Here is a 24,381-nt window from a genome sequence, read left to right as displayed (position 1 = left end):
GTTCGCTACATCACTCACCTGACAACGGTAGTGGGTGAAACACCGGGCCCTGTCTCCACCCGCAGCGACGTGTGGAACGACGAGGTTGCGGGCGGCTCGCGGGCAATGCCGAACGGACAGTGCCTTCGGCGGGCCATGTTGGAACAGCGCACCGATCACCGTCGCTCCATGCCGTGGCTGTGGCCTCCGACGGCCCTGGAGTTGCGCTCCCCCGCCAGCCGATCTCGAATACGGGTCACTCAGCCGCCTGCAGCGCCACTGGCTGCTTTCTACCCGAACGGGTCGATGGCCGTCAGACCAGCGGTGTTGGAGAAGTCCTTCATGTTGCGAGTTGCCAGTTCATGGCCATGTGCGAGACAGATCCCAGCGATCTGAGCATCGGCCAGGGCCATCGGGCGACCAGATGATTCGGCCGCCACCAATACGACGGCAGTCTCGCGGGCAGCGGGCAAGTCATAAGCAACGACGGACTCGGCGAAGGTGTCCAACAGTCGGGCCCACCGCTGCTCCAAGTCCCGGCGGCGTCGCCCATCGGCAAGCCTCCCCAGCCCACGCTCGATCTCCTCAACCGTCACCACGCAAATGGTCAGGTCCGATGCATCGATCGACTGCGCCCAAGCAAGTACGACGGGGTCAGGTGTGTCCCGCATGAACTCTGACACGACGTTGGTGTCAGCGATGATCACGACAGGTCGACCGTGCGAGGCTGATCGGTCCGCTCAGACACCTCGAGGTCGATCCCACCGACCTCTGCCATGGATTCGTGCAGGGACAGGAGGAAGTTGCGCTCGGGACGGTTCACAACAGCGTCCAGAATCGCTCGAACCTCTGCCTCCACCGAGCGGCCATGCTCGGCCGCTCGCCCTCGAAGCCGGGCGTGGGTGCGCTCATCCAGTTGCCTGATCGTAAGAGTGCTCACCTGGACCTCCTGACAGCAATGCTAGCACTGCGCACACGGGAAGTCGGAGTGCGACAACCCGCCGCCAACGGGCCACTGATCTCACCAGTATCAACGGGTAGCACCGGGCCAGAGTTGGCGTCTGGCACCGCCTGATCCCCCTACCGCTGATTTTCCCGCGGACTGGGAGGGTCTGTACCCCTTCTGACGTGCGGAAACGCGGCGGTTCAGACGTTGAAGCGGAACTCGACGACGTCGCCGTCGGCCATGACGTAGTCCTTGCCCTCCATGCGGGCCTTGCCGTGCGAGCGGCATTCGGCGATGGAACGCAGCTGCACCATGTCATCGAAGGAAATGACCTCGGCCTTGATGAAGCCCTTCTGGAAATCGGAGTGGATGACGCCCGCGGCCTGCGGCGCTGTCGCGCCGACAGGGATCGTCCAAGCGCGCGTTTCCTTGGGCCCGGCCGTCAGGTAGGTCTGCAGCCCGAGAGTGTGGAAACCCTTGTGTGCCAGCTGGTCGAGACCACGTTCGGTGATCCCGACCGACTCCAGCAGCTCGGCTGCTTCGTCGTCCTCAAGCTCCGCCACCTCCATCTCCAGCTTCGCGTTGAGGAAGATCGCCTCGGCAGGCGCGACCAGCTCCTGGAGTGAGGCTTGGAAATCGGTGTCGGTCAGCTGGTCCTCGTCGACGTTGAACACGTAGAGGAACGGCTTTGCGGTCAGCAAGCCCAGCTCGCGGATTGATACAAGGTCCAGCTTCTCGCGCTGGGAGAAAAGCGTCGCACCGGTGTCGAGCGTCTCTTTGGCCAGTACCGCGGCATCGAGCACCGCTTTCTCGACCTTCTTGCCCTTGACCTCTTTTTCCAGACGCGGGATCGCGCGGTCGATGGTCTCCAGGTCGGCCAGGATCAACTCGGTCTCGATGATCTCCTTGTCGCGCACCGGCGAGATCGAACCGTCCACGTGAATAACGTCGTCGTCATCGAACGCGCGGATGACCTGACAGATCGCGTCGGCCTCGCGAATATTGGCAAGAAACTTGTTGCCCAGCCCCTCACCCTCGGAGGCGCCCTTCACGATGCCGGCAATATCCACAAACGACACCGTCGCCGGGATGATGGCCTTGCTGCCGAACACCTCAGCGAGCGCTTTGAGCCGGGCGTCGGGCAACGACACGACGCCAACATTCGGCTCGATCGTTGCGAAGGGATAGTTCGCGGCGAGCACATTGTTCTTGGTGAGCGCGTTGAACATGGTGGACTTGCCGACGTTGGGCAGTCCTACGATTCCGATGGTAAGGGCCACGGGGACAAGAGGCTACGCGGTCCACTCCCCAGCATCCAACAGGCCGTTCGCTCCGAATCTCTCCCATGAGTGACTTCCTCGACCGTTTGCGGTCCGCGATTTCCAAGGACCGGTCCGGCCAGGACCGCTCCCCGACACCCTCAGACCACTCGAGCCCACCGACAGGCGCTACACCGGTGCACCCCTCCGGTGACTCGGTGGGCAACTCCCGGATGCAGCGCATCCTGCATCCCGACAACCCGAACGGCATCGTCAGCCGCTGGCGTGCCGTCCTCATCGGCATCCTCGCAGCAGGTCTCGGTATGGCGATCGGTCACCTCGTCGCATCGTTCAAGCGCGCGTCCGCCTCCCCCGTTCTGGCGGTAGGCGAAGCGGTCATCGACCGCACGCCGACCGGTTTGAAGGACTTCGCGATCAAGCAGTTCGGCACGAACGACAAACTCGTCCTGCTGTTGTCGGTGTCCGCCGGAGCGCTCATCCTGGCCGGGCTCGCGGGCCTACTGGCACGCAAGATCTTCCTTGCCGGCCTTGGCCTGGAACTCTTCCTCGTCGCCATCGCCGGATATGCAGCAATGACCCGACCGGCGGCCGTCGGCTCCGACATCGTCCCGACACTCGCGACCGCAGTCGTCGGCGTCATCACGCTCTTCGGCCTCTTCTGGCTCTCCGGCGACGCCTACACCCGCAACCTGGTGGACAGGGTCCGCACCCGGAGCCGACCCGCCGATGGCCGGCAACCGGCGCTGGCCAGCACCCGACGTGTCTTTCTGGTCGGCTCCGGGGCGGTCGCCGCGCTGGCCGTGGCCAGCGGGGTCGTCGGTCAAAAGCTCGGCGCTGTCACAAGCACCGTCAAGCTCGCGCTGCCTTCCGCAAAGAAAAAGGCTCCCCAGATCCCCGTCGGTCTCACCGCAAAATACCCGGAGATCACCCCACTGCGCACCCCCAACGACAAGTTCTACCGCGTCGATACCTCGCTGACCGTGCCCAACATCAACCGGGACGAGTGGCGCCTGGAAATTGGCGGCGATGTCGACAAGAAGCTGACGCTCAGCTACGACGACATCAGCAAAATGGATCTCATCGAGCGCAACATCTCACTCACCTGCATCAGCAACGAACCCGGCGGCAGCTACGCCGGCGGTGCCACCTGGCTCGGAGTACGTGTCAAGGACCTGCTCGACATGGCCGGGATCAAAGACCCGCAGAAGAAGGGTCGACAGCTGTTCAGCGAGTCCTCAGAAGGCTTCTCCATCAGCACGCCGTTGAGCGCGATGCTGGATGATCGCGACGCCCTTCTCGCGATCGGCATGAACGGCAAGGCACTTCCCAGGGCGCACGGGTTCCCCGCACGTCTGGTCACCCCCGGCCTGTACGGGATGCTCGGCTGCACCAAATGGGTGACCAGATTGACGGTCACCGACTACGACCAGAAGACGGCGTATTGGACCAAGCGCGGCTGGACGAAAGACGGGCCGATCAAGCCATCTGCGCGGATCGACACCCCCAGCAACTTCGGCAGTTGCAAAAAGACCGCTGATGGCAAGCAGATCATCGGGGGTATCGCCTGGGCGCAGGGCGAAGGCGTCGTCAAGGTCCAGGTCAGCATCGACGAAGGCCCCTGGAAGGACGCCACCATGGGTCCGGACGTCAATGTCGATTACTGGCGCCAGTGGGTCTACCTCTGGGACACCAAGGCCAAGGGCCAGCACCAGGTTCGCGCTCGCATCGTCTACGGCAAGGACTCTCTGCAGTCCACGACCCGTAAGGACGTCTTCCCCAACGGCTCCAGCGGCATCGTCAACCTGTTCTTCAGCGTCGACTGAAAATAGTTTCAACCGGTCCAATCCACCTTTCGGTGGCCTCCGAACTACTCGTGTACTTCGGCTCGAAAACCCGCTCACAGCAGCGGGAACCAACCAAGGAGAAACCCATGAAGACTCGTTCCATCACCTCAGCAGCTGCCCTGACCGCGGTGGGCGCCCTGGCCCTCACCGCCTGCGGCAGCAGCGGCTCCGGTGGCTCCAGCTCCTCGGCCGCCCCGGCCACCTCGTCATCATCGTCCAGCGCACCGGCAACCTCGAGCTCAAGTTCTTCGGCCCCGGCCACGAGCTCCAGCACCGCCGCTGCTGCAGCCGACACCAAGCCCTTCGGTCCGGCCTGCTCGGCAGTGCCGAAGACCGGTAAGGGTTCGTTCGGTGGCATGACCGAGGACACCGTTGCGACTGCTGCCTCGAACAACCCGCTGCTCTCGACCCTGGTCACCGCCGTCAAGAAGGCCGGCCTGGTCGACACGCTGAACAACGCGCCGGCCCTGACCGTCTTCGCCCCGACGAACGCCGCCTTCGCGAAGTTGCCCAAGGCGACGTTGGCCAAGGTGCTCGGCGACAAGGCACTGCTGACCAAGATCCTGACCAACCACGTGGTCGGCGAGCGTCTGACCCCCACCACCATCGTGGGCTCGCACATGACCCTGAACAAGACCGCTGATGTCGTCAGCGGAACGGTTCCGAACCTGACCGTCAAGGGTGGCGCTGAGGCCAAGATCATCTGTGGCAACGTGCAGACCAAGAACGCCACGGTCTACATCGTCGACACCGTTCTCGTCCCCGCCTGATCCACCCCAGATCGAACCAAGCGTGACGTCGGTAGTGCTCGCATGGGGTCCATCAGCCAAGATGGACCCCATGTCGGGTGCGCTACGGACGGTTGATGCCGGAGTTCCCGACTCGGCGCCACAGCTCTCAGAGCTCCTTGTGGCCACGGGTCGGGGGGATCAAGACGCCTTTGCTCAGCTGTACGACGCGACCAGCGCACGAGTCAACGGTCTGGTCACCAGACTGATCGTTGACCGTGCGCAGGCCGAAGAGATAACTCAAGAGGTGTTTCTGGAGATCTGGCGCACCAGCCCCAAGTTCGATCAGAACAAGGGCTCAGCTCTCAGCTGGATCTTCACCATGGCCCACCGGCGGGCAGTGGATCGCATTCGATCCGCCCAAGCCACCCGTCGCCGGGACGAGGTCTACACCCGTGAGTCGCAGGACACCTCCTACGACTCGACCGTCGATCAGGTCACCGCAACGCTGGACGCAGAACGAGTCCGCACAGCGTTGAAGACGCTGGGAGACAATCAACGACAGGCCCTCAGCCTGGTGTACTTCGAAGGCCGCACGCACGCAGAGGTTGCCGACACGCTCGGTATTCCACTCGGGACCGCGAAGACACGCATCAGAGACGGATTACTGCGGTTGCGTACCGCGATGGGAGGGACAGCATGAACACCACCCATATCGACGTTGTCGGATACGCCCTCAACGCTGTCGACGACTTGGAGAGGGTCCGCTACGAGCGGCACCTCCGAGAGTGCTCAGAATGCCGCGAGGAGGTGGCCGAGATGAACGAGGTCACTGCCATGCTGGCTCTGGATGCGCCCGAGGTCACGCCCTCCGCCGCGTTGCGTGTCAACCTGCTGGAGCAGATTCAGAACGTTCCGCAAGATGCACCCCAGGACATACGGGCCACACACTCTGCTCAGGCATCGCGTTCGAGCCGTGGACGCCGCGCGCTCATCGGCCTCGTGGCTGCAGCTGCGATAGTCGTCGGTGGAGCCAGCGTTGCGAAGGTGGCACCCTGGTCGAACTCTTCCTCCAGCACCACCAATGCTGCGGCCCGCATTGCCAAGGCCCCCGACGCGGTCCGCAAGACGGCACCGTTTCGCGGTGGCACGATCACCGTGGTGATGTCCCGGTCGATGAACCAGGCCGTGGCAACACTGGACAAGGTCGCCGCCGCAGGCGACAAGACGACCTACCAGGGTTGGTACATCAAGTCTGACGGTCCCACCAGTGCAGGTGTACTGATGCCCAGCGGTCAGAGTGTGCTCGCGTCGAAGCTGTCCGGAGCCAGTGAGTTCGACATCACCATCGAGCCAGCCGGGGGATCGGCAGTACCTACAAACCCACCGATCCTCGCCATCCCTATGGCATGATCACGCCGGCTCATTCTGCGCCGCGCAGGCTCGGCTGAATCGTAGGTTGAACCATGCTGGTTCACCTGGATCTGAATGTGCCTGCTGATCTGTCCGACCAGGTTCGCGAAGCGCTGCTGGAAACCGACACCGTTACCAATGTCGTCGTTCTCTCCGGCGCATCGCTTCGACCTGAGGGTGATGTGTACACCGCCGACGTGGCTCGCGAGGACGCCAACGCGCTCCTGGCCCGACTGCATGCCCTCGGGCTCGCCAAGCGTGGCGGCATCGTACTGTCACAACCCACTGGCACGCCGTTCGCAGCAGCCCGTCAGATCGACCGCGCCGCCACCGGAGACCCAGACGACGCCGTCGTCTGGGACGTGCTGCAAGAGCAGGCCTACAACGCAGCACGACCCACCCTCAGTTACCAGATTTTCCTCTTCTTGGCTGTGGCACTGGCCTCGGTAGCCGTGATCACGGACTCCTCCATCCTGGTCGTCGGATCGATGGTCATCGGACCGGAGTTCGCCACCGTCGCAGCGGTGTGTACCGGTTTGGCGATGCGAGACCTGAAATTAGCGGGACGTAGCGTCCTGGTGCTCCTTCTCACTTTCGCGTCCGCGGCCCTCGTCGTTGCTCTGCTGGCTCTGCTCGCCCGGTCAGCAGGGCTCCTCAGCCCCGATGCCGTGACCCGTCCCCGACCCCAGACCCAGTTCATCTGGCAACCGACCACCTGGTCGTTCGTCGTCGCTGTACTCGCGGGTGCCGCCGGTGTGCTCGCCCTGTCCGTGGAGAAGGCACAGGCCATGGTCGGTGTTTTCATCTCGGTCACCACGGTGCCCGCGGCGGGTAGTTTCGCGCTGGCGTTGGGGTTGTGGGTACCCGGTGAGATGGGCGGTGCAGCAACCCAACTGGGGATCAACTTCGTCGGCATGGTCGCGGCTGGCACGCTCACCCTCATGGTGCAGCGTCATGCCTGGCACCATCTGCAACGGATAACAAAACCATTTTTCCGGCGCGGGCGCGCCTGACCTTTGTCAGTGGCGGGTGTCACGCTGCACCCATGGACCTGATCTTGACGCTGCTCCTCGGCGTGTTCCTCGGCGCCGCTGTCGCGGCACTGCTGCTGCGTTCCACCTACGCAGCCCGCTGTGCCTCGCTGAGCACACAGCGCGACATGTTGGACGCCAGAGTGCAGCAACTCTCCCTGGCAGGGGAGCACGACGACCGCACAGCACAGATCCTGGGCCCGCTCGGGGAGGCTCTGGTTCGCGTGGAGCGCCAGGTAGGCGTCCTGGAACGGGACCGCATCGAGCAGTGGGGAGAGCTGGGTGAGCGGTTGGATGCGGTGGGTTCGGTGACCGCGCGCCTGCAGCAGGAGACCGCCTCACTCGCCGGCGCACTGAAATCGTCCAATGTGAGCGGCACCTGGGGCGAAACGGGGCTGCGCCGCATCCTGGAGCACTCGGGGATGCTGGCGCGATGTGACTTCGAGGAACAGGTCAGTGTGCACGTGCGTGAGGGTGGCACGTTGCGCCCTGATGTGGTGGTCAGGCTGCCCGGCGAGCGTACCCTGATTATCGACAGCAAAGCGCCGTTGACCGCCTTCCTAGGCGCCGCGCGCGACGGCATCACAGACGCCGAGCGAGCTGCGACGTTGTCAGCGCATGCCCGCGCCCTGCGCGGACACCTGGACGCGCTTTCGGCCAAGGCGTACTGGGCCGCTTTCCGGGAGACTCCGGAGATGGTGGTGGCGTTCGTGCCGTCCGACGCAGTGTTGTCGGCCGCGCTCTTGGCAGACCCGACGCTCTTCGAGCGTGCGATTTCCCGCAAGGTGGTGCTGGCCTCCCCCAGCACCCTGCTGGCGCTGTTGCGCACCATCGCGTTCAGTTGGCAGCAGGACAGCCTCAGCGCCAATGCCAAAGAACTTCTGGAGCTCGGCAGCACCCTCTACGCCCGGTTGGCGACCCTGGGGCAGCACGCGGACAAGCTGGGTGCTTCGCTGCGCAAGTCGGTGGAGGCATACAACTCCCTGCTCGGCACTCTGGAGAGCCGCGTGCTGGTCACCGCCCGCAAGATGCACGAGCTGGGAGTGGCCGACCGGCCCGCCGACACCGCCGAGCCGATCACCGCCGCCCCGCGTCCGCTCAGCGCGAGAGAACTGATCGACGCGATCAATGACGACGTGGCCCGCCCGCAACTGGATCTACGCGTCGGCCGTTCCGCGTCGCGGGATTCGTTCCGAGGTGACGATCAGTGCAGCGAACCCGCGTCGTGACTGACCTTGTCGTCGGTGTTCCCGGCCAATTTCAGATCGCGACGCAGCTCGTTGGGCAGCGAGAAGAGCAGGCTCTCCTGGGCGGCCGTGACCGCGGTGACGTCGCTGAACCCGTGGGTGGCCAGGTAATCGAGTACTCCGCGCACCAGCACCTCGGGCACCGAGGCACCCGACGTCACGCCTACTGTGCCGACACCCGCCAACCAAGCGTCGTCGATCTCGTCGGCATAGTCGACCAGGTGCCCTGCGCGAGCACCGTGCTCCAGGGCAACCTCGACCAGGCGCACCGAGTTGGAGGAGTTGCGACTGCCGACCACGATCATCAGATCGCAGTCCTGCGACATCTGCTTCACCGCGAGTTGCCGGTTCTGCGTGGCGTAGCAGATGTCATCCGAGGGCGGATCCTGCAGCGCCGGAAACCGCTCCCGCAGTCGGCGCACGGTCTCCATGGTCTCGTCGACCGACAGCGTCGTCTGCGACAGCCACACCACCTTTTCCGGATCGCGCACGGTGATCGCGTCGACGTGGTCAGGGCTCTGGACCAGGGTGATGTGCTGCGGTGCCTCACCTGCGGTGCCGACAACCTCTTCGTGGCCCTCGTGTCCGATCAACAGAATGTCGAAGTCGTCACTGGCGAACCGCACTGCCTCCCGGTGCACCTTGGTGACCAACGGGCAGGTCGCATCAATGGTCTTCAGGCTGCGAGCTGCGGCTTCTTCATGCACGACCGGTGCTACACCGTGTGCCGAGAAGATCACCGTGGCACCCTCGGGGACCTCGTCCGTCTCTTCCACGAAGATCGCCCCGCGCTTCTCCAGCGTGGTGACCACGTGCTTGTTGTGGACGATCTGTTTGCGCACGTAGACCGGCGGACCATAGAGGTCCAACGCCTTCTCCACCGTGATCACGGCGCGGTCAACGCCCGCGCAATACCCTCGTGGCGCCGCCAGCAGGACGCGCTTGGCGGTGGTCGGTCGGGTACCCGCAGCTGTGCTCGTCATACCACCGAGTCTACGGTGGCGCGATGAGCTCGCCGTTGCCGGAGAAGGCCGCCGACACCACAGCCCAGCAGCCGTGGCCCGTACGGACGCTCTCGATGCGCATCAGCGAGTACGTCGACCGGATGTCGGCTCTGTGGGTCGAGGGGCAGATTGTGCAATTGCAGCGGCGCCCCGGCGCACCCACCTGCTATGTGACCCTGCGCGATCCCGACGTCGACATGTCGCTGTCCGTCACCGTCCATGTCAACACTCTGGACGCGATGGGACCCGGTATCGGGCCTGGTGCCCGCGTTGTCGTACAGGCCAAGCCCACCTTCTGGACCAAACGCGGCACCCTGCAACTGGAGGCCCGCCAGATGCGACCAGTGGGCGTCGGTGACCTGCTGCTGCGGCTGGAGCACCTCAAACAGCTCTTGCACAGTGAGGGCATCTTCGATCCCCGCCGCAAGCGTCCGCTGCCCTTCCTGCCGCGCAGAGTCGGTCTGATCTGCGGCCGCTCCAGCGCAGCGGAGAAAGACGTGGTGCAGAACACCCTGCAGCGATGGCCTGCCACCCGGTTCGAAATCCGACAAGTCGCGGTGCAGGGCCCGGGGACCGTCGAGCAGGTGTCGACTGCACTCGCGGAACTCGATGCGGCACCGGACGTCGATGTGATCGTCATCGCGCGCGGAGGCGGGGCCTTCGAAGATCTGCTCCCCTTCAGCAACGAGGCTCTGATCCGTGCAGTGGCTGCCGCGCGTACCCCGATCGTCAGCGCCATCGGACACGACGTCGACAGCCCGCTGCTGGATCTCGTCGCTGACGTGCGTGCGTCGACACCGACGGATGCTGCCCGACTGGTGGTGCCGGACCTGGGGGAACAGCAAAACGGCCTGGATGATCTGTTGCGCCGCGCCTCCCGATCGCTACGCCATCACGCGACGCTCGAAAGACGCACCTTGGACCAGCTGTGCACGAGACCGGTCATCTCGGACCCGGCCGGTATGGTGCGGGTCCGCGCGGAGCAGATAGATCGCTTACGCGAACGCTCAAGCGCGTGTTTCAGCCGACGGTTGCAACGCGCGGAGGGCGATATCGATCGGATGGCCGGCCAACTACGCGCCTTGTCCCCCCTGCAGGTCCTGCAACGCGGATACGCCGTGGTCCGTACCCGCGAGGGCGAGGTCATCACCGATGTCGCCCAGCTGGAGGATCACGACCTGTTGAGAGTGACCGTCGCGCACGGAGACTTCGCAGTACGTCCGGTCACCGCGAGATTGCCCAGCAACTGACCTGCCCAGCGATTTCAAAGGAGTACCTATCAATGACCGCCACAGAAGAGTCCAGTAGCAGCGATATCGCCGACGACTCATCGGACCGACCGAAGTCTGCGATGCACGCCGAGGTGGTACAGCTCGGGTACGAGGATGCCCGCGATCAGCTTGCTCAGGTGGTCGCCCGGCTGGAGAGCGGCGAGCCCAGCCTCGAAGACAGCATGCACCTCTGGGAGCGTGGCGAAGCATTGGCGGCGCACTGCCAGAAGTGGCTGGCGGACGCCGAGCAGCGCATTGATGCGATGACGGCAGAGCGCAACTGACCGGGCGACGGAAACGCCGCGGTCTGGTCAGGCGGCGTGGGCCCCGCGATGCGCCAGTCGCGCGCGTCGATCGCTGAACGCCTCGACGCCCGCGAGCATCGCGGTCAGGGCACCGAGGCCGGCCGATATGGCTACGCCGTACTCGAATGCCCGCGAAAAATCACCCCGGCTGGCGGCGAGTTGGCCGAAGAAGGCCGATCCGACGACAGCGATTCCCAGCGCGGTGCCGGTGCGCTGGAATACCTGGTAGGCGGCACCCGCCGAGCTCGCTTCCTTCACCGGCACCTCCGACACCGCCCGGGTCTGGTTGGCCGGCAGCACGAGACCGTTTCCGAATCCGGCCACCGCCAGCGGTAGCGCCATCCACCAGCCGATATCAGGGCCGGCTCCGATTCGCACCGCGCCGATGACCAGGATCAGACCGAGAGTGAACAAGAGCGATCCAGTAACGAGGAACGCAATCGGGTGCTGCGGACCCTTCGAGCCCGATAGTCGGGACGCTGGGATCGTCGCTGCGGCGAACGCTGTCACGGTCAGACCGGCCTGCCACGCCGAGTACCCCTGCCCCATCTGCAGATAGACGGTCAACACGAAGAAGATCGAGGTAAAGGCACCGAAGTACAGCAGTCCCGTGAGCGAGCCGAAGCTGAAGCTGCGTAGCGAGAACAGGTCCAGGTTGAGCACCGGCACCTTTCCTTTTGCCTCGACACGACGCTCCCAGAGCACGAACGACACCAGGAACACCACCGCAACGAGGTAGAGCGGGTACCGGACTGTGCTGGACCATTCCCGTTGCTCGACCAGGGGTAGCAGCAACGCGACAATCCCGATACCGGACAGCAAAGAGCCGACCGGGTCCAGTTGCGGTCGCCCGCTTTCGGACCTGCTGCTGGTGACACCTGCTTTGGTCAGCAATCTGGCCGCGAACGGAATCGCGATCAACCCGATCGGCAGGTTCACGAAGAAAACTGCCCGCCAGCCGTGCTGGGTGCCGAAAGCGGCAATCAGGCCGCCACCTGCGAGAGGTCCGGCAGCGGTCGAAATACCTGCGACAGCACCGAAGTAGCCGAAGGCCCGGCCTCGTTCGGCGCCCCGGAAGAGCAATTGAATGATGCCGTTGACCTGCGGGGTGAGTATCCCTGCGAAAACGCCCTGAAGCAGTCGAAAGGCGATGATCGACAACGGCGACCACGACAGGCCGCAGGCAACGCTCGCTGAGACGAAGCCGGTGATGCCGATCAGGAACATCGTCCGCCGCGAGTAGGCATCGCCGATGCGGCCTGCTGGCACGAGTGTCAGCCCGAAGGTCACGGCGTAGCCGGACAGCACCCACTGCAGGTCGGACGACGAGGCCTTGAGACCCTCCTCCAACGAGGGCAAGGCGACATTGACGATGCTTACGTCCAGCAGCGACATGAAGACGGCGCCGAGACACACGGCGAGCGCGAGCCATCTGGCGGGGTTTTCCCCTTCGGGGTAGTCACCTGCATCCGCACCCTCATGCGGCCTTGCCTCAGCGTTCTGTCGGCCCGCAGTCTTACTCACTATGCCAATGCTCCGCCACGGCCACCACACCCCTCATCACCGGGGCCCACGCGATCCTCTGGGGGCCCCTCAGGAGGTCGCGCCCGCTGGAGAACCCTTGAGCGGTTGCACCGCCCGGGCGAACAGCTGCACCTGGGCCCACGGGCCGGTGCCGATCACGACGGTGGACAACCCTCCGAGCGGGGCAGAGCGCACGAGGCTGCGCGCGCCGCCGTCGTTGCGCCTGAATTTCGCCCAGACCGTGCCGTCGATCGTGACGGTCCCGACCTGCGCGGAAGCCCCGGTCTGCTGCGCCACCCATCGCCGGTCCCCCCCACGGGTCTGCTTGATCGCGGCGTAGTGATCGCCGGGCGCGGCGTATCCGGCCAGCCAGGTCTGCGGTGAGCTACCCGGGATCAGGTTGACGTTGGTGGCTGTCCATCCCTTCGGTAGTCCATTCGCAACAGCGACATTCCACTTCTGCGCGGAGCCCACCTCGCGCGCGATCGCCGTTGCGTTCGCGGTCGCCTGCTGCACTGATTTCACCCTCGGCACCAACGCGACAAGGACCAGGCACCCGCCCAGCAGCACGATCATTGAAATCACCATGCTCTTGGCGGTCCCACCCATCCCGCGTCGGGCCGGCGGTGGGTTGACGGCCTGTACGGGCGCCGACGTCGGAGTGCTCACCCCTCCATGGTCGCCCATCGCCCTTGTCGTTCCCACCCCGCATCCGGCGCTGCGCTGGATAGACTCGCCGCTAGTGACCGAGCGGACCTGTTCTCAGGTCCCTCCCGCCGATGAAGGAGCCATATGTCAACCGATGATGCCCGTCACACCTCCGCCCAGCTACCCGACCGAAACTTGGCTCTGGAGCTGGTGCGAGTCACCGAGGCCGCGGCCATAGCGGGCGGGCGATGGGTTGGTCGAGGCGAGAAGAACGACGCCGACGGCGCTGCAGTCGCGGCAATGCGCCGAGTCATCTCGTCGGTCGCGATGAACGGCGTGGTCGTCATCGGCGAGGGCGAGAAGGACGAAGCCCCGATGCTCTTCAACGGCGAACATGTCGGCGATGGCACGGGGCCTGGCGTCGACGTTGCCGTGGACCCGATCGACGGCACCACCCTGACCGCGAAGGGCATGAGTAACGCCGTATCGGTCATGGCGGTGAGCGAGCGTGGAGCAATGTACGACCCCAGCTCCGTCTTCTACATGGACAAGCTCGCAGCCGGTCCGGACATCGCTGACGTCGTGGACATCAGGCTGCCGGTCGCGGAGAACATCCGCCGCGTCGCCAAGGCCAAGCGGGTCAGCCCGGTCGATGTAACGGTCGTGATGCTGGATCGACCCCGCCACCAGGAGTTGGCTCAGCAGATCCGCGATGCCGGCGCGCGGCTTCGCTACATCGCCGACGGTGATGTCGCCGGTGCCATCATGGCGGCTCGCCCGGACACCGGTATCGACCTTCTGCTCGGTATCGGTGGCACCCCGGAGGGCATCATCACGGCCTGTGCGATGAAGGCCCTCGGCGGCACTATCCAGGGCATCCTCGCTCCCAAGGACGACGATGAGCGGCAGAAGGCCATCGACGCCGGTCTGCACCTGGACACGGTGTTGTCCACCAATGACCTGGTCAAGGGCGACAACGCCTTCTTCGTGGCCACCGGCATCACCGACGGTGAGTTGTTGCGCGGTGTGCGGTACGGCGCCGACGGCTGCCACACCCAGTCCCTCGTGATGCGTTCCAAGAGTGGAACCATCCGTACCATCGACGCCCACCACTCGCCGGCCAAGCTGGCGGAGTACACGAGTCTGGACGTCTGACCTGTGGATTCCCACCTCGTCATCGGTGAGGCACTCATCGATATCGTGCACAGTGTCGATGGTTCGGTGCGTGAGCACGTCGGCGGCTCGCCGCTCAATGTCGCTATCGGCCTTCGACGGTTGGGTCATGACGTGACGTTGGCGACGTGCATCGGCGCGGACGTACACGGCGAGTTGATCGAGCAGGTGCTACGCGATGACGGGGTGCGGTTGGGCGCGCACAGTGCCGAATCACCGCGCACGTCGACGGCAGCAGCCACCCTTGATCCCACGGGAGCTGCGACCTACGCCTTCGACCTGGAATGGAACCCGGTGCCTCCCCTGCCCCATCTCTCGGGTCACCTGCACACCGGGTCGATCGCGACGGTGCTGCAACCTGGTGCCAGCACCGTGCGGGATGCGGTGGTGGGCCACCGAGCGCGAGGCACGACCTCCTTCGACCCCAACCTGCGACCGACGATCATCGGCGATGCAGCCTCGGTCCGCTCCGGTATCGAAGAGCTGGTGGGCCTCAGCGATGTCGTCAAAGCCAGCGACGAAGACATCGAATGGCTCTACGGGCACGACGGCGCTGAGGTCGACCTGACGCAGATCCTCAGGCTGTGGGCACAACTGGGTCCGTCGCTGGCCGTGGCAACTCTCGGATCAGACGGTGCGCTGGTGTATCTGAGCGGCGCCGACGAGGTCGTCAAGGTGCCCGGACTGCGGGTGGACCTCATCGACACGGTCGGTGCCGGAGATTCGTTCATGTCGGGCATGTTGTCCAGCCTGTTGGACAGCGGCCTGCTGGGTGATGTCGAAGCCCGCCAGCGCCTGCGTGGGGCGGGCCGGGATGTCCTGTTGGAAGCTGTTGATCGGGCGATAGCGGCGTCAGCGATCACGGTGTCCCGTGCGGGGTCCAACCCGCCGGTCCGCAGCGAACTGATCTCAGCGGGGCCCGGGCCGCACTGATACCTCGTGCATCGCGGCGTCAGCGGGTAGCTCGAGCGCCAGACGCACGGTGAGGGCGATGGATTCCGGTCGGATGAAGCGGTCGCCGTCGTAGTCGGTCCCGCCTTCGGCGAGAACGAGCTCACGTTGCATGTCGGTGTCCACCCGGCCCGGGTGCACGCTGGTCACGCGGACACCGGAGGCAGACTCTTCCTCCCGCAGCGCGTCGGTGAACGCTCTGGCCGCGAACTTACTCGCCGAATAAAGACCGCCTCCGGCGCCGGAGCGGTACCCCGAGCCGGAGTTGATCACGATCACGTGGCCGCGCGCGCTGCGCAACTGCGGAAGTAACAGACGCGTCAGATCAGCGACCGCGATCACGTTGAGTTCCATCGTCATGCGCCAGTCGGCCCGCGTCAGTTCGGTGATCCGGCCGTGCCCGAGTAGTCCGGCCGAATGCACCACGGCATCCAGCGACTCGATGCGCCCCGCAGCGGCCGATGTCGCTTCCTCGTCAGCCAGATCCGCGACGAAGGGCACCGCCGACCGCAGCTGAGCGCACACCCGCAGCACTGCAGCTTCATCGCGGCCGCCGATCAGCAGGTCGTGGGTCGGCGACAGTTCTTCGGCGATCGCGCGGCCGATCCCGCGCGTGCCTCCGGTGACCAGGACGGACTTTGCTCGTTGCGTCATCCGATCAGCTTAAGGATCTGCCCGTTGCCGGTAGGGCGCTACCAGCGCAACCCTGACCTCAACAAAGCCACCTCGACAGCGTGGCGCTGCTCCCGGGAAAGGGGTGGGGACCCGGAATGCGCGATCTCCAGCGCGTCGCAGCACTCCAGCAGCACGTCGTCATAGGCCAACTCGATGGCGGTGAGTCGCCGATGCCGAGCCGGTAGCTCCCACCCGGTGCGCACCGCGTCCTGGTCAGCACTCAGTCGTCGTAGATCGGCCACCAACCGCTCGATGGGCGCCCTGCTGGCGGGCCTGTCGGGTTGACGAAGGGCCCACCAGTGCAGACCCCTCGGAATAGCGACGAGGGACCAGATCAACGCAGTAGGCACGGTGCACACCAGCACGTACTGAAACCAGACAGGCACGGGGCACCTCCTGCCCTGATCAGTCACAACTCCCTGCAGACCAGGGACGCCCCTCCAGGTAAGCACAGAACCGAACCCTCGAAGGAGGATCCGGCTCTGTGCTCGTCGAACAGGTGGTATTAGCGGGTCATGAAGCCTGCTTCGGTGCCTTCTCCTCGGCACTTCGGGCTTCGATGGAACGGGCCCGCTCCAATGCGGCCTTGCGCTGCTCTTCGTTGTCCCTCGCGATTTCGGCTGCAAGCTCGTCGTCGCGGGTCAGACAGTCACCGGTCTCGGGGTCGAATACGTGCATCAGGGACGGGTCGAAGGCCAGATGGGCCTCCTCGCCCTCACGCACCCGCGAGCGGGCGTCGAGGTTGACGACCATCTGGGTACGCATGCCCTCGCCGTCGAGGTCGCGGTCCAATTCCTCCAGCGTCTTCTGCATGGAGGGGTCCGGCTCGAAGGGGATGTAGGCATACTGCTCATTGCCCAACCATTCCCGCACGTCGACGATCGACGTGAACGAGACAGCGTTGTTGATGGTGTCGCCCAGCGAGGTGTCTTTGATGTGCTCGGGGCGCAGACCGACGATGACGGCCTTCTTGCCCTTGACCTTTTCTGCCAACTCACCGGTGAGCTTGACGTCGGCGATGGGCAACTTGAGGGTGTCACCCTCCACCTGCGCGGGCAGGAAGTTCATCGGCGGCGATCCGATGAAGCCGGCCACGAAGATATTGACCGGCTGTTCGTACAGCTCGCGCGGCGAGGCGCACTGCTGGAGAACGCCCTTCTTCAACACGGCCACCCGGTCACCCAGAGTCATGGCCTCGGTCTGGTCGTGCGTGACGTAGAGGCAGGTGAAACCGAGCCGACGCTGCATACGCGCGATCTCGGTACGCATCTGACCGCGCAGCTTGGCGTCCAGGTTGGACAGCGGCTCGTCGAAGAGGAATGCATCGGCGTCGCGGACGATGGCGCGACCCATAGCCACCCGCTGGCGTTGCCCACCGGAAAGGTTGGCGGGCTTGCGGTCCAGGTGCTCACCGAGCTCGAGCATGTCCGACGCGGTATTGACCTTCGCCTTGATCTCCTCGTTGGTGAACTTGCCCTTGGCGAGACGCAGCGGGAACGCAATGTTCTCGAAGACGGTCAGGTGCGGGTAGAGCGCGTAGTTCTGGAAGACCATCGCCAGGTTGCGATCGCGCGGGGCCAGGTCGTTGACCCGCTTGTCATTGATCTCCAGGTCACCGCCGGTAATGTCCTCGAGGCCGACGACCATCCGCAACAACGTGGACTTGCCGCAACCGGACGGTCCGACGAGGATCATGAATTCGCCGTCGGCGATGTCCAGCGAGACATCGTTGACCGCAGGGAAGCCGTCGCCGTACTTCTTGACGAGATTCTTGAGCTTGATGCTTGACACGAGTGTTGCTCCTTCTTGCTGTGAGTAGGACGGTCAGCCTTTGACGGCACCGGAGGTGAGTCCGGCGACGATCCGACGCTGGAAGACCAGCACCAAGATGACGACGGGGATGGTGACGACGACTGCTGCAGCGCAGATCGCACCGGTGGGCTGGGTGAACTGACTGGCCCCGGTAAAGGAGTTCAACGCCGCCGGGACGGTCTGAGCTCGAGCCGCGGTCAGGTTACTGGAGAACACAAAGTCGTTCCAGGCTACGAAGAAGGCAATGATCGCCGTCGTGAAAACACCTGGGAGTGCCAGCGGCGCGACCACTTTCACGAACGCCTCCCAACTGCTTGCTCCATCGACCTGAGCCGCCTGTTCCATCTCCCACGGGATCTGCTGGAAGAACGCCGTCAGGATCCAGATCGACAGCGGCAGCGTGAGGGTGATGTAGGGAATGATCAACCCGGGCAACGTGTCGAACAGGCCCAGGATGCGCCACAGGTTGAACAACGGGGTGACCATCGCGATCACCGGGAAGAACGAGACGGTGAGCGCGGTGAGCAGGATTGCCTTCTTGCCGGGAAACTCCAACCGGGCGATCGCGTAGGCGCAGAACGTCGCGAGCACCACACTGATGACGGTGGCGGCCAGACAGACGACCACGGAGTGCCACAACGCCGGGACGAAGAGGTCCTTGGCTCCCCCGGTGAAGATCAGACTGTAGTTCTCCCACGAGATGTTCTTCGGCCAGAAGTTTCCGAAGACGTTGGCGCCCTGGTCTGCGAGCGCGGTCGTGCTCTTGAGCGAGGTCGCCAGAATCCACAGGATCGGAATCAAGGTCCACAGCATGATCGGGATCGAGATCCCGGCCAGACCCCACTTGGTCTTGTTGGTGACGTTGGTGTCCATCAGTTCTTATCCCCCGTCAGGTCGACCTTGAAGCCGCGGACCAGCACCCCGGCGATTATGAGCACGAAAATGAACAACAGCACAGCGAGCGCCGAACCCATTCCGATCTCGGCTCGGGTGACCGTTTCTCGACCGACGAGCATCGAGAGGGTGTCGGTGTTGTTGGCACCACCGGTCATCACATAGGGGTTGTCGTAGATGCGGAAGGCATCCAGAGCCCGGAAAACCACGGCAACCATGATGGCCGCCTTCATGCTGGGGAAGACCACCTTCACCTGGGTCTGCCACCAGGAGGCACCGTCTACCTTCGCGGCCTCCTCCATCGACTGGTCGACCTGGGCCAATCCCGCCAGCAGGAGCAGGGACATGAAGGGCGTCGTCTTCCAGATCTCCGACAGGCAGATGATCGTCAGTGAGGACCAGGTTCCGCCGAACCAGTTGTAGGTCGGATCGAACGCCCCGAAGGACAGGAAGTGCAACCAGTGGTTGACGAATCCGGTGTCGAACTTGAACGCGTAGAGCCAGGAGAACGCCGAGACCACGGTGATGATCGAGTACGGGATCAGCACAATGGTGCGCAGCGTCTTGCGCGGTAGCACGATCTTGTTCATCACCATGGCGATCGCCATACCGAACACCAGCTCGACGATCAAGGTGATGATGGTGATCAGCGCCGTGATGCCGGTGGCTTTCCAGAACAACGGGTCACTCAGGGAGGTGATGTAGTTCTGGAACCACACGAACTTGCGCGCGGCGGGGTCGGTCAACCGGTAGTTGAACAACGACAGGTACAGCGCATAGGCGATCGGGTAGAACGTCACCAGGATCATCACCAGGAATGCCGGCCCCGCCAGCTTCCAGCCGAGCTTGCGCTCACCTCTGGTGCGGTCCGATATCTGCGGTTTCTTCTCACCGCGGCGAGCGGAGCGAGCTCCGGTCTTGGTGTCTTCGACAGTGCTCACAGCAGTGCCTTCCCCTTCAAGACGTTCGTGATGAATTTCTGCGCCTTGACGGGCGTGTTTGCATTCACCGAGCTCGGCGGGCTGAACTGCTGCTGCAGACCCGTGGAGATGTCACCCCAGTACGGCGACAACGGTCGCGGAGTAGCGGTACCCAGTGATTTCAGGATGGTCGCTGCGATGCCGTTCGGGAACGCCTTCAGCACGGCCGGATCGGTGAACGCAGCCTTACGGCTCGCCGGGTTACCGGCGACGGCCATGTAGGCAGCCTGGTTCTTTTCGTTGGTGATACAGGCGGCGGCCTGGTAGGCCACCTCGGGGGATTTGCTGCTCTTGCCGACCGCGAGGTCGATACCGCCGAACGGCGGCGCGGCGTCCTTGCCGGCCACGGTGCGCGGATAGACAGCAGCGCCGACGTCGCTCTTGTCACCCGTCAACGCGGCGTAGGTGTAGGGCCAGTTGACCAGGAATGCGGCGGCCTTGCTCTGGAACAGTGCCAGTGCCGCCGTCTCATCCGAGGAACCCATCGCCGGTCCTCCGAGGCCAGAGTTGGCGATCGTGGAGATGATCTTGGCGGCGTCCTTACCGGCGGGGCTGTTGATGCCGAGCTTCGTATCGACAGCGGTGGCGGCCGGATTGTCGACGATCTTGCCGCCTGCACCGGCGATCAACGCGTTGATCCAGACCGAATATCCCTCGTACAGCTTGGCCTGTACACCGATCTGCTTCTTTTCCTTCTTGGCTGCGTCGATGACCTGCGCCCAGGTGACCGGGTTGTTGACGGAGATGTCGAGGCCGGCAGCCTTGGCGACCTTCTTGCTGTACCAGAGCAGCTGGGTATTGGCCCAGAACGGCACCGCGATCAACTTGTTGTCGAACGTCGCGCCCTTGATGGCCGAGTCCACCCGGTCGGCCTTGAACTCTTTGTCCATACTCGCCGGGACCGGGGCCAGGAGGTCAGCAGAGGCGAACTCGGTCACGAAGGCCGGGTCCATGCTCATCAGATCCATTGAACTGTCGTTGGCGACGAGGCGCCGCAGCAACTGGATCCGTTGATCACTGGCGCTGTTCGGAAGCAACTGCACCTTGATGTTGTATTTCCCGCCCGAGGCCTTAGAGCAGATCTGGGCCAACGAGGCCTGACCGCCCTTGCTGGGGTCGGTATTTCCGATGTCCGGGTTGATGTACCAGGTCAGGGCTTTGGTCCCGCTGGCGCTGCTGCTACTTCCGCAGGCAGCAAGACCCAGCGAGGCGAGCATGACCCCCGCAGTTGCCAGGGCGAGCCCACGGCGACCAGATGAGTGTCTTCTCATGAAAGATGACTCCTAGATTTGGGGCGCACCGGATACCCGATCCACTCGATTGTGACAGCCATCACTGTTGTTGGCACTGCCTTCGGGGGCAAGCGGGCGTCACCGTTGCGCCCGGAACGTTGCACAATCGGTACCTACCCAGCGGTATCGAGCGGGCGGCTCTTCCGTTCGATACCGCCGGCGCAGCCCTGCGACGGCATATTCTGGCCGAAAGCGTCCACAGACAACTCCACACGAGGGAGAAACCGGCTGATGCCCGACTTCGGCTACCGCGACCTACTGCCCATCGGGGCAGATGCCACGACGTACCGATTGCTCACCACCCAGGGAGTCCGCACCGTACCGGGCCCGGGTGGTCGCACCTTCCTGGAGGTCGACCCGCAGATCTTGCAGCTGCTGGCCGACACCGCGATGCATGACATCGCGCATTACCTACGCCCCGCACACCTCGCTCAGTTGCGCTCGATCATCGATGATCCGGAGGCGAGCAACAACGACAAGTTCGTGGCCCTGGACCTGCTGAAGAATGCTGGGATCGCCGCCGCCGGCGTGCTGCCCATGTGCCAGGACACCGGCACTGCGATCGTGATGGGCAAGAAGGGTTCTCAGGTCCTCATCAACGGCGGTACCCCAGATGAAGCCGCGCTGTCCCGCGGCATCCACGACGCCTACACCCGCCTGAACCTGCGCTACTCCCAGATGGCGCCGTTGACCACCTGGGAGGAGGTCAACACCGGTAACAACCTTCCTGCCCAGATCGAGTTGTACGCCGATACCGAGGCCGGGCACGAGACGACCTACAAGTTCCTGTTCATGGCCAAGGGCGGCGGTTCGGCCAATAAGTCCTTCCTCTTCCAGGAGACGAAGGCCGTGCTGAACCCGAGCGCGATGCTGGCGTTCCTGGACGAGAAGCTACGCGGGCTGGGTACCGCCGCCTGCCCGCCCTACCATCTCGCCATCGTCATCGGCGGCACCAGCGCAGAGTTCGCCCTCAAGACCGCGAAGTACGCGAGCGCCAAATATCTGGATGATCTGCCCAGAGAGGGTTCGCGGGTCGCGCACGGTTTCCGGGACGTCGAACTCGAGGAGCAGGTGCTGGAACTGACCCGTGCATTCGGTATCGGCGCGCAGTTCGGCGGCAAGTACTTCTGCCACGACGTGCGCGTCGTGCGGCTGCCGCGGCACGGGGCCTCCCTGCCGATCGCGATCGCTGTCAGCTGTTCCGCAGACCGGCAGTGCCTGGCCAAGATCACTGCCGACGGAGTCTTCATCGAGGAGCTGGAAACAGACCCCGCGCGCTTCCTGCCGGAGGTCACCGATGAGGCCCTGAGCGGCAGCGACGGCGGCCAGGATGTCGTGCAGATCGATCTGAACCGGCCGATGGCCGACATCCTGGCCGAGCTCACCAGGCATCCCGTCAAGACGCGATTGTCGCTGACCGGTCCGCTGGTCGTCGCACGCGACATCGCACACGCCAAGATCAAGGAACGCCTGGACACCGGGCACGAGATGCCGCAGTACCTCAAGGACCACGCGGTCTACTACGCAGGGCCCGCGAAAACCCCGGAAGGCTATGCGTCCGGCTCGTTCGGGCCCACCACTGCCGGTCGGATGGACTCGTACGTCGAGCAGTTCCAGGCGGCAGGCGGGTCGATGGTGATGCTTGCCAAGGGCAACCGCAGCAGTCAGGTCACCGATGCCTGCACAGCGCACGGCGGGTTCTACCTCGGGTCGATCGGTGGACCGGCGGCGCGGCTGGCCCAGGACTGCATCACCTCGGTGGACGTCCTGGAGTACCCCGAGCTGGGAATGGAGGCGATCTGGAAGATCGAGGTGCGCGACTTCCCTGCTTTCATCGTGGTCGATGACAAGGGCGGCGACTTCTTCGCCGCGACCGCAAAACCGATGGCATTGACCATCAACCGACGAGAAGGACTGCCGAGATCATGAGCGGATTCGATGACCTCCTGCGTGCCAATCGGCAGTTCGCCGACACCTTCACCCTGGGTGGCTTCGACGGCGTCGCGGCTGCCGGTGTCGCCATCGTCACGTGTATGGATTCGCGCATCGACCCGCTGCGGATGGTCGGGCTGGCACCCGGTGACGCGAAGATCTTCCGCAACCCCGGCGGCCGGGTGACCGACGCAGCGCTGGAAGCTCTCGTCATGTGTGCCCACCTGTTGAATGTCGAGCGCGTGCTGGTCATCCCGCACACCCGTTGCGCGGTCTCGACCTCCACCGAGCGCGAGCTACGCGAGCAGGTCGCCGATTCAGCCGGTGTCGATGCCAGTTGGCAGCGGTTCCACGTGGTGGCGGACCAGCTGGAGTCCCTCGCCGAGGATGTCGCGAAGGTGCGCACCCACCCATTGATCCGTGACCGGGTGCAGGTGGGCGGATTTCTCTACGACGTCGACACCGGCCTACTGGACCAGCACTTCTAACCGCGAGCACCCCCTCACAGATCGGATCACCACGTGCCTTCTGACTTCTCCCGGATACCCCTTCGGTACAACGCAGCCGAACGTCGGCTCGCCCGCTCGGTCTATGAGAGCGTCGAGCCACTTCACGTGATCGCCTACTTCAACCCGGCCATCCGCGAGCAGCAGCAGCGCACCGGGCTGTCCTCGATGGCCCGGTATCTCGGCGGGCGGGGTGCCCCGCTCGGCGACTGTCCCGCCGCATGTGTCTCGGCGACCTTCTTCAATTTCAACCCGGCCGCGGTCGAGCCCGCCTGGCAGGAGGCGAGGAAGTACGGCTTGGACCGGCTGTACCGGCTCCACCTGGAAGCCATCGAAGGGTCCCTGCGGGAAGCACTCGGCCCGCTGTGCGAGGACCCATCATTGCCTGCGCTCGCGCGCCGTTTCGGCGAGATCGCGGCTGGTCTGAGCTACGCCGGGCGCCCCCTGGCAGCCGCGTGGTCTGTTACCCCTGTGCCCGACGAACCGCACCTGGCACTGTGGCAGTGCTTCGCGGCATTGCGCGAATACCGCGGCGACGGCCACATCGCAGCACTGGTGCAGTCCGGTCTCAGCGGCGTGCAGGCGTTGGCCTTCCACGAGTCACCGCACCCAGACCCGGCGTTGCGCCGCCGCGCCCTGGGTAGCGATTTCTCCCGTAAGTCGCGCGGCTGGTCTACCCAGGAGTGGGACGCCGCGCTCGCGGCGCTCACCGATCGGGGTCTGTTGGATGCTGACGGCACGATCAGCCCGCTCGGAGCCGAGTTGTATGCGGCTCTCGAGGAAGCTACCGACGACGCCGCTGCCGGCGCGTACGCCGAAGTTGCGGATGCAGCCGAGCTGGTCAGCGCCTGCCGACCGTTCGTCAAAGCCGTGATCGACGCCGGCATGCTGCCCGGCACCGTCAAACGGGTCGAGAAGGCCTGAGGACCACCCTGCCTGACCGACC

General features: G+C 64.5%; 25 protein-coding genes. 13 read left to right on the top strand and 12 right to left on the bottom strand.

What is annotated here, in order from left to right:
• Positions 1-269 precede the first annotated feature (269 nt).
• The 3 genes from V3G39_06015 to ychF all read right to left on the bottom strand — a co-directional run bounded on the left by V3G39_06015 (position 270) and on the right by ychF (position 2,205).
• On the bottom strand, positions 270-686 hold the full coding sequence (locus V3G39_06015; GenBank protein ID XAS77593.1) for a type II toxin-antitoxin system VapC family toxin: 417 nt from the start codon (positions 684-686) through the stop codon (positions 270-272).
• Positions 683-919: a toxin-antitoxin system antitoxin subunit gene (locus V3G39_06010; GenBank protein ID XAS77592.1), complete on the bottom strand. Its 237-nt coding sequence runs from the start codon at positions 917-919 to the stop codon at positions 683-685. The genes V3G39_06015 and V3G39_06010 overlap by 4 nt, the downstream gene beginning before the upstream one ends.
• Before the next feature lie 206 nt (positions 920-1,125).
• Entirely contained in the window at positions 1,126-2,205 is a 1,080-nt protein-coding gene (ychF, locus tag V3G39_06005; protein XAS77591.1) for a redox-regulated ATPase YchF, read from the bottom strand.
• A gap of 65 nt (positions 2,206-2,270) precedes the next feature.
• On the opposite strand from ychF, the gene V3G39_06000 reads away from it, so the two are divergent.
• The 6 genes from V3G39_06000 to V3G39_05975 all read left to right on the top strand — a co-directional run bounded on the left by V3G39_06000 (position 2,271) and on the right by V3G39_05975 (position 8,450).
• Positions 2,271-4,028: a molybdopterin-dependent oxidoreductase gene (locus V3G39_06000; GenBank protein XAS77590.1), complete on the top strand. Its 1,758-nt coding sequence runs from the start codon at positions 2,271-2,273 to the stop codon at positions 4,026-4,028.
• A 107-nt stretch (positions 4,029-4,135) separates the two neighbouring features.
• Complete coding sequence (locus V3G39_05995; protein ID XAS77589.1) at positions 4,136-4,819, top strand: fasciclin domain-containing protein; 684 nt, start codon at positions 4,136-4,138, stop codon at positions 4,817-4,819.
• A 70-nt stretch (positions 4,820-4,889) separates the two neighbouring features.
• Complete coding sequence (sigK, locus tag V3G39_05990) at positions 4,890-5,480, top strand: ECF RNA polymerase sigma factor SigK (protein XAS77588.1); 591 nt, start codon at positions 4,890-4,892, stop codon at positions 5,478-5,480.
• On the top strand, positions 5,477-6,190 hold the full coding sequence (locus tag V3G39_05985) for an anti-sigma factor (GenBank protein ID XAS77587.1): 714 nt from the start codon (positions 5,477-5,479) through the stop codon (positions 6,188-6,190). The genes sigK and V3G39_05985 overlap by 4 nt, the downstream gene beginning before the upstream one ends.
• A gap of 53 nt (positions 6,191-6,243) precedes the next feature.
• Positions 6,244-7,203 carry a DUF389 domain-containing protein gene (locus tag V3G39_05980; GenBank protein ID XAS77586.1) on the top strand — a complete coding sequence of 320 codons (960 nt, stop codon included), beginning with the start codon at positions 6,244-6,246 and terminating at the stop codon, positions 7,201-7,203.
• Between the two features lie 32 nt (positions 7,204-7,235).
• Positions 7,236-8,450 carry a DNA recombination protein RmuC gene (locus V3G39_05975; GenBank protein XAS77585.1) on the top strand — a complete coding sequence of 405 codons (1,215 nt, stop codon included), beginning with the start codon at positions 7,236-7,238 and terminating at the stop codon, positions 8,448-8,450.
• On the opposite strand, the gene V3G39_05970 is transcribed toward V3G39_05975, so the two are convergent.
• Positions 8,426-9,451: a 4-hydroxy-3-methylbut-2-enyl diphosphate reductase gene (locus tag V3G39_05970; protein ID XAS77584.1), complete on the bottom strand. Its 1,026-nt coding sequence runs from the start codon at positions 9,449-9,451 to the stop codon at positions 8,426-8,428. The genes V3G39_05975 and V3G39_05970 overlap by 25 nt on opposite strands.
• Positions 9,452-9,474: 23 nt before the next feature.
• Here V3G39_05970 and xseA point away from each other — a divergent pair, with 23 nt between their 5' ends.
• Positions 9,475-10,722: an exodeoxyribonuclease VII large subunit gene (gene xseA / locus V3G39_05965; protein ID XAS77583.1), complete on the top strand. Its 1,248-nt coding sequence runs from the start codon at positions 9,475-9,477 to the stop codon at positions 10,720-10,722.
• A 32-nt stretch (positions 10,723-10,754) separates the two neighbouring features.
• The gene (locus V3G39_05960) at positions 10,755-11,027 is read left to right on the top strand and encodes an exodeoxyribonuclease VII small subunit (protein ID XAS77582.1); all 273 of its coding nucleotides are present in this window, start codon (positions 10,755-10,757) and stop codon (positions 11,025-11,027) included.
• A gap of 27 nt (positions 11,028-11,054) precedes the next feature.
• Here the strand turns inward: V3G39_05960 and V3G39_05955 are convergent, their stop codons facing one another.
• Together V3G39_05955 and V3G39_05950 are read right to left on the bottom strand one after the other, a co-directional pair.
• A complete protein-coding gene (locus V3G39_05955; GenBank protein XAS77581.1) occupies positions 11,055-12,572 on the bottom strand; it encodes an MFS transporter in 1,518 nt (505 codons plus the stop codon).
• A gap of 69 nt (positions 12,573-12,641) precedes the next feature.
• The gene (locus V3G39_05950; protein XAS77580.1) at positions 12,642-13,241 is read right to left on the bottom strand and encodes a DUF4245 domain-containing protein; all 600 of its coding nucleotides are present in this window, start codon (positions 13,239-13,241) and stop codon (positions 12,642-12,644) included.
• Between the two features lie 123 nt (positions 13,242-13,364).
• Here V3G39_05950 and glpX point away from each other — a divergent pair, with 123 nt between their 5' ends.
• Together glpX and V3G39_05940 are read left to right on the top strand one after the other, a co-directional pair.
• Positions 13,365-14,375, top strand: a complete 1,011-nt coding sequence (gene glpX / locus V3G39_05945; protein XAS77579.1) for a class II fructose-bisphosphatase — start codon at positions 13,365-13,367, stop codon at positions 14,373-14,375.
• Positions 14,376-14,378: 3 nt separating this feature from the next.
• Entirely contained in the window at positions 14,379-15,326 is a 948-nt protein-coding gene (locus V3G39_05940; GenBank protein XAS77578.1) for a carbohydrate kinase, read from the top strand.
• On the opposite strand, the gene V3G39_05935 is transcribed toward V3G39_05940, so the two are convergent.
• The 6 genes from V3G39_05935 to V3G39_05910 all read right to left on the bottom strand — a co-directional run bounded on the left by V3G39_05935 (position 15,303) and on the right by V3G39_05910 (position 20,976).
• Positions 15,303-15,998: an SDR family oxidoreductase gene (locus tag V3G39_05935; GenBank protein XAS77577.1), complete on the bottom strand. Its 696-nt coding sequence runs from the start codon at positions 15,996-15,998 to the stop codon at positions 15,303-15,305. The genes V3G39_05940 and V3G39_05935 overlap by 24 nt on opposite strands.
• 38 nt (positions 15,999-16,036) lie before the next feature.
• Positions 16,037-16,405, bottom strand: coding sequence for a hypothetical protein (locus tag V3G39_05930; GenBank protein XAS77576.1), 369 nt, complete (start codon positions 16,403-16,405; stop codon positions 16,037-16,039).
• A gap of 127 nt (positions 16,406-16,532) precedes the next feature.
• Complete coding sequence (gene ugpC, locus V3G39_05925; GenBank protein ID XAS77575.1) at positions 16,533-17,810, bottom strand: sn-glycerol-3-phosphate ABC transporter ATP-binding protein UgpC; 1,278 nt, start codon at positions 17,808-17,810, stop codon at positions 16,533-16,535.
• Positions 17,811-17,843: 33 nt separating this feature from the next.
• Entirely contained in the window at positions 17,844-18,704 is an 861-nt protein-coding gene (locus V3G39_05920) for a carbohydrate ABC transporter permease (GenBank protein XAS77574.1), read from the bottom strand.
• Positions 18,704-19,666 carry a sugar ABC transporter permease gene (locus V3G39_05915; protein ID XAS77573.1) on the bottom strand — a complete coding sequence of 321 codons (963 nt, stop codon included), beginning with the start codon at positions 19,664-19,666 and terminating at the stop codon, positions 18,704-18,706. The genes V3G39_05920 and V3G39_05915 overlap by 1 nt, the downstream gene beginning before the upstream one ends.
• The gene (locus V3G39_05910) at positions 19,663-20,976 is read right to left on the bottom strand and encodes an extracellular solute-binding protein (protein ID XAS77572.1); all 1,314 of its coding nucleotides are present in this window, start codon (positions 20,974-20,976) and stop codon (positions 19,663-19,665) included. Before V3G39_05910 ends, V3G39_05915 begins: the two co-directional genes overlap by 4 nt.
• A gap of 252 nt (positions 20,977-21,228) precedes the next feature.
• On the opposite strand from V3G39_05910, the gene V3G39_05905 reads away from it, so the two are divergent.
• Genes V3G39_05905 through V3G39_05895 form a run of 3 tightly spaced genes read left to right on the top strand, consistent with a single transcriptional unit; the run spans position 21,229 to position 24,359 of the window.
• The gene (locus tag V3G39_05905; GenBank protein ID XAS77571.1) at positions 21,229-22,926 is read left to right on the top strand and encodes a fumarate hydratase; all 1,698 of its coding nucleotides are present in this window, start codon (positions 21,229-21,231) and stop codon (positions 22,924-22,926) included.
• The gene (locus V3G39_05900; protein XAS77570.1) at positions 22,923-23,417 is read left to right on the top strand and encodes a carbonic anhydrase; all 495 of its coding nucleotides are present in this window, start codon (positions 22,923-22,925) and stop codon (positions 23,415-23,417) included. Before V3G39_05905 ends, V3G39_05900 begins: the two co-directional genes overlap by 4 nt.
• Before the next feature lie 33 nt (positions 23,418-23,450).
• Positions 23,451-24,359 carry a hypothetical protein gene (locus V3G39_05895; GenBank protein XAS77569.1) on the top strand — a complete coding sequence of 303 codons (909 nt, stop codon included), beginning with the start codon at positions 23,451-23,453 and terminating at the stop codon, positions 24,357-24,359.
• Positions 24,360-24,381 lie beyond the last annotated feature (22 nt).

The sequence above is a fragment of the Dermatophilaceae bacterium Sec6.4 genome, from assembly GCA_039636865.1.
Lineage (GTDB): Bacteria > Actinomycetota > Actinomycetes > Actinomycetales > Dermatophilaceae > Allobranchiibius.
The sequence above is the reverse complement of the archived record's forward strand: the minus strand, read 5'-3'. Positions and strand labels throughout refer to the sequence as shown.

What these genes read in the sequence shown, in the direction of transcription:
- V3G39_06000 (XAS77590.1), top strand. Translation starts at nt 2,271, where the DNA reads ATGAGTGACTTCCTCGACCGTTTGCGGTCCGCGATTTCCAAGGACCGG.
- V3G39_05995 (XAS77589.1), top strand. Translation starts at nt 4,136, where the DNA reads ATGAAGACTCGTTCCATCACCTCAGCAGCTGCCCTGACCGCGGTGGGC.
- sigK (XAS77588.1), top strand. Translation starts at nt 4,890, where the DNA reads ATGTCGGGTGCGCTACGGACGGTTGATGCCGGAGTTCCCGACTCGGCG.
- V3G39_05985 (XAS77587.1), top strand. Translation starts at nt 5,477, where the DNA reads ATGAACACCACCCATATCGACGTTGTCGGATACGCCCTCAACGCTGTC.
- V3G39_05980 (XAS77586.1), top strand. Translation starts at nt 6,244, where the DNA reads ATGCTGGTTCACCTGGATCTGAATGTGCCTGCTGATCTGTCCGACCAG.
- V3G39_05975 (XAS77585.1), top strand. Translation starts at nt 7,236, where the DNA reads ATGGACCTGATCTTGACGCTGCTCCTCGGCGTGTTCCTCGGCGCCGCT.
- V3G39_05970 (XAS77584.1), bottom strand. Translation starts at nt 9,451, where the DNA reads ATGACGAGCACAGCTGCGGGTACCCGACCGACCACCGCCAAGCGCGTC.
- xseA (XAS77583.1), top strand. Translation starts at nt 9,475, where the DNA reads ATGAGCTCGCCGTTGCCGGAGAAGGCCGCCGACACCACAGCCCAGCAG.
- V3G39_05960 (XAS77582.1), top strand. Translation starts at nt 10,755, where the DNA reads ATGACCGCCACAGAAGAGTCCAGTAGCAGCGATATCGCCGACGACTCA.
- glpX (XAS77579.1), top strand. Translation starts at nt 13,365, where the DNA reads ATGTCAACCGATGATGCCCGTCACACCTCCGCCCAGCTACCCGACCGA.
- V3G39_05935 (XAS77577.1), bottom strand. Translation starts at nt 15,998, where the DNA reads ATGACGCAACGAGCAAAGTCCGTCCTGGTCACCGGAGGCACGCGCGGG.
- V3G39_05920 (XAS77574.1), bottom strand. Translation starts at nt 18,704, where the DNA reads ATGGACACCAACGTCACCAACAAGACCAAGTGGGGTCTGGCCGGGATC.
- V3G39_05910 (XAS77572.1), bottom strand. Translation starts at nt 20,976, where the DNA reads ATGAGAAGACACTCATCTGGTCGCCGTGGGCTCGCCCTGGCAACTGCG.
- V3G39_05905 (XAS77571.1), top strand. Translation starts at nt 21,229, where the DNA reads ATGCCCGACTTCGGCTACCGCGACCTACTGCCCATCGGGGCAGATGCC.
- V3G39_05900 (XAS77570.1), top strand. Translation starts at nt 22,923, where the DNA reads ATGAGCGGATTCGATGACCTCCTGCGTGCCAATCGGCAGTTCGCCGAC.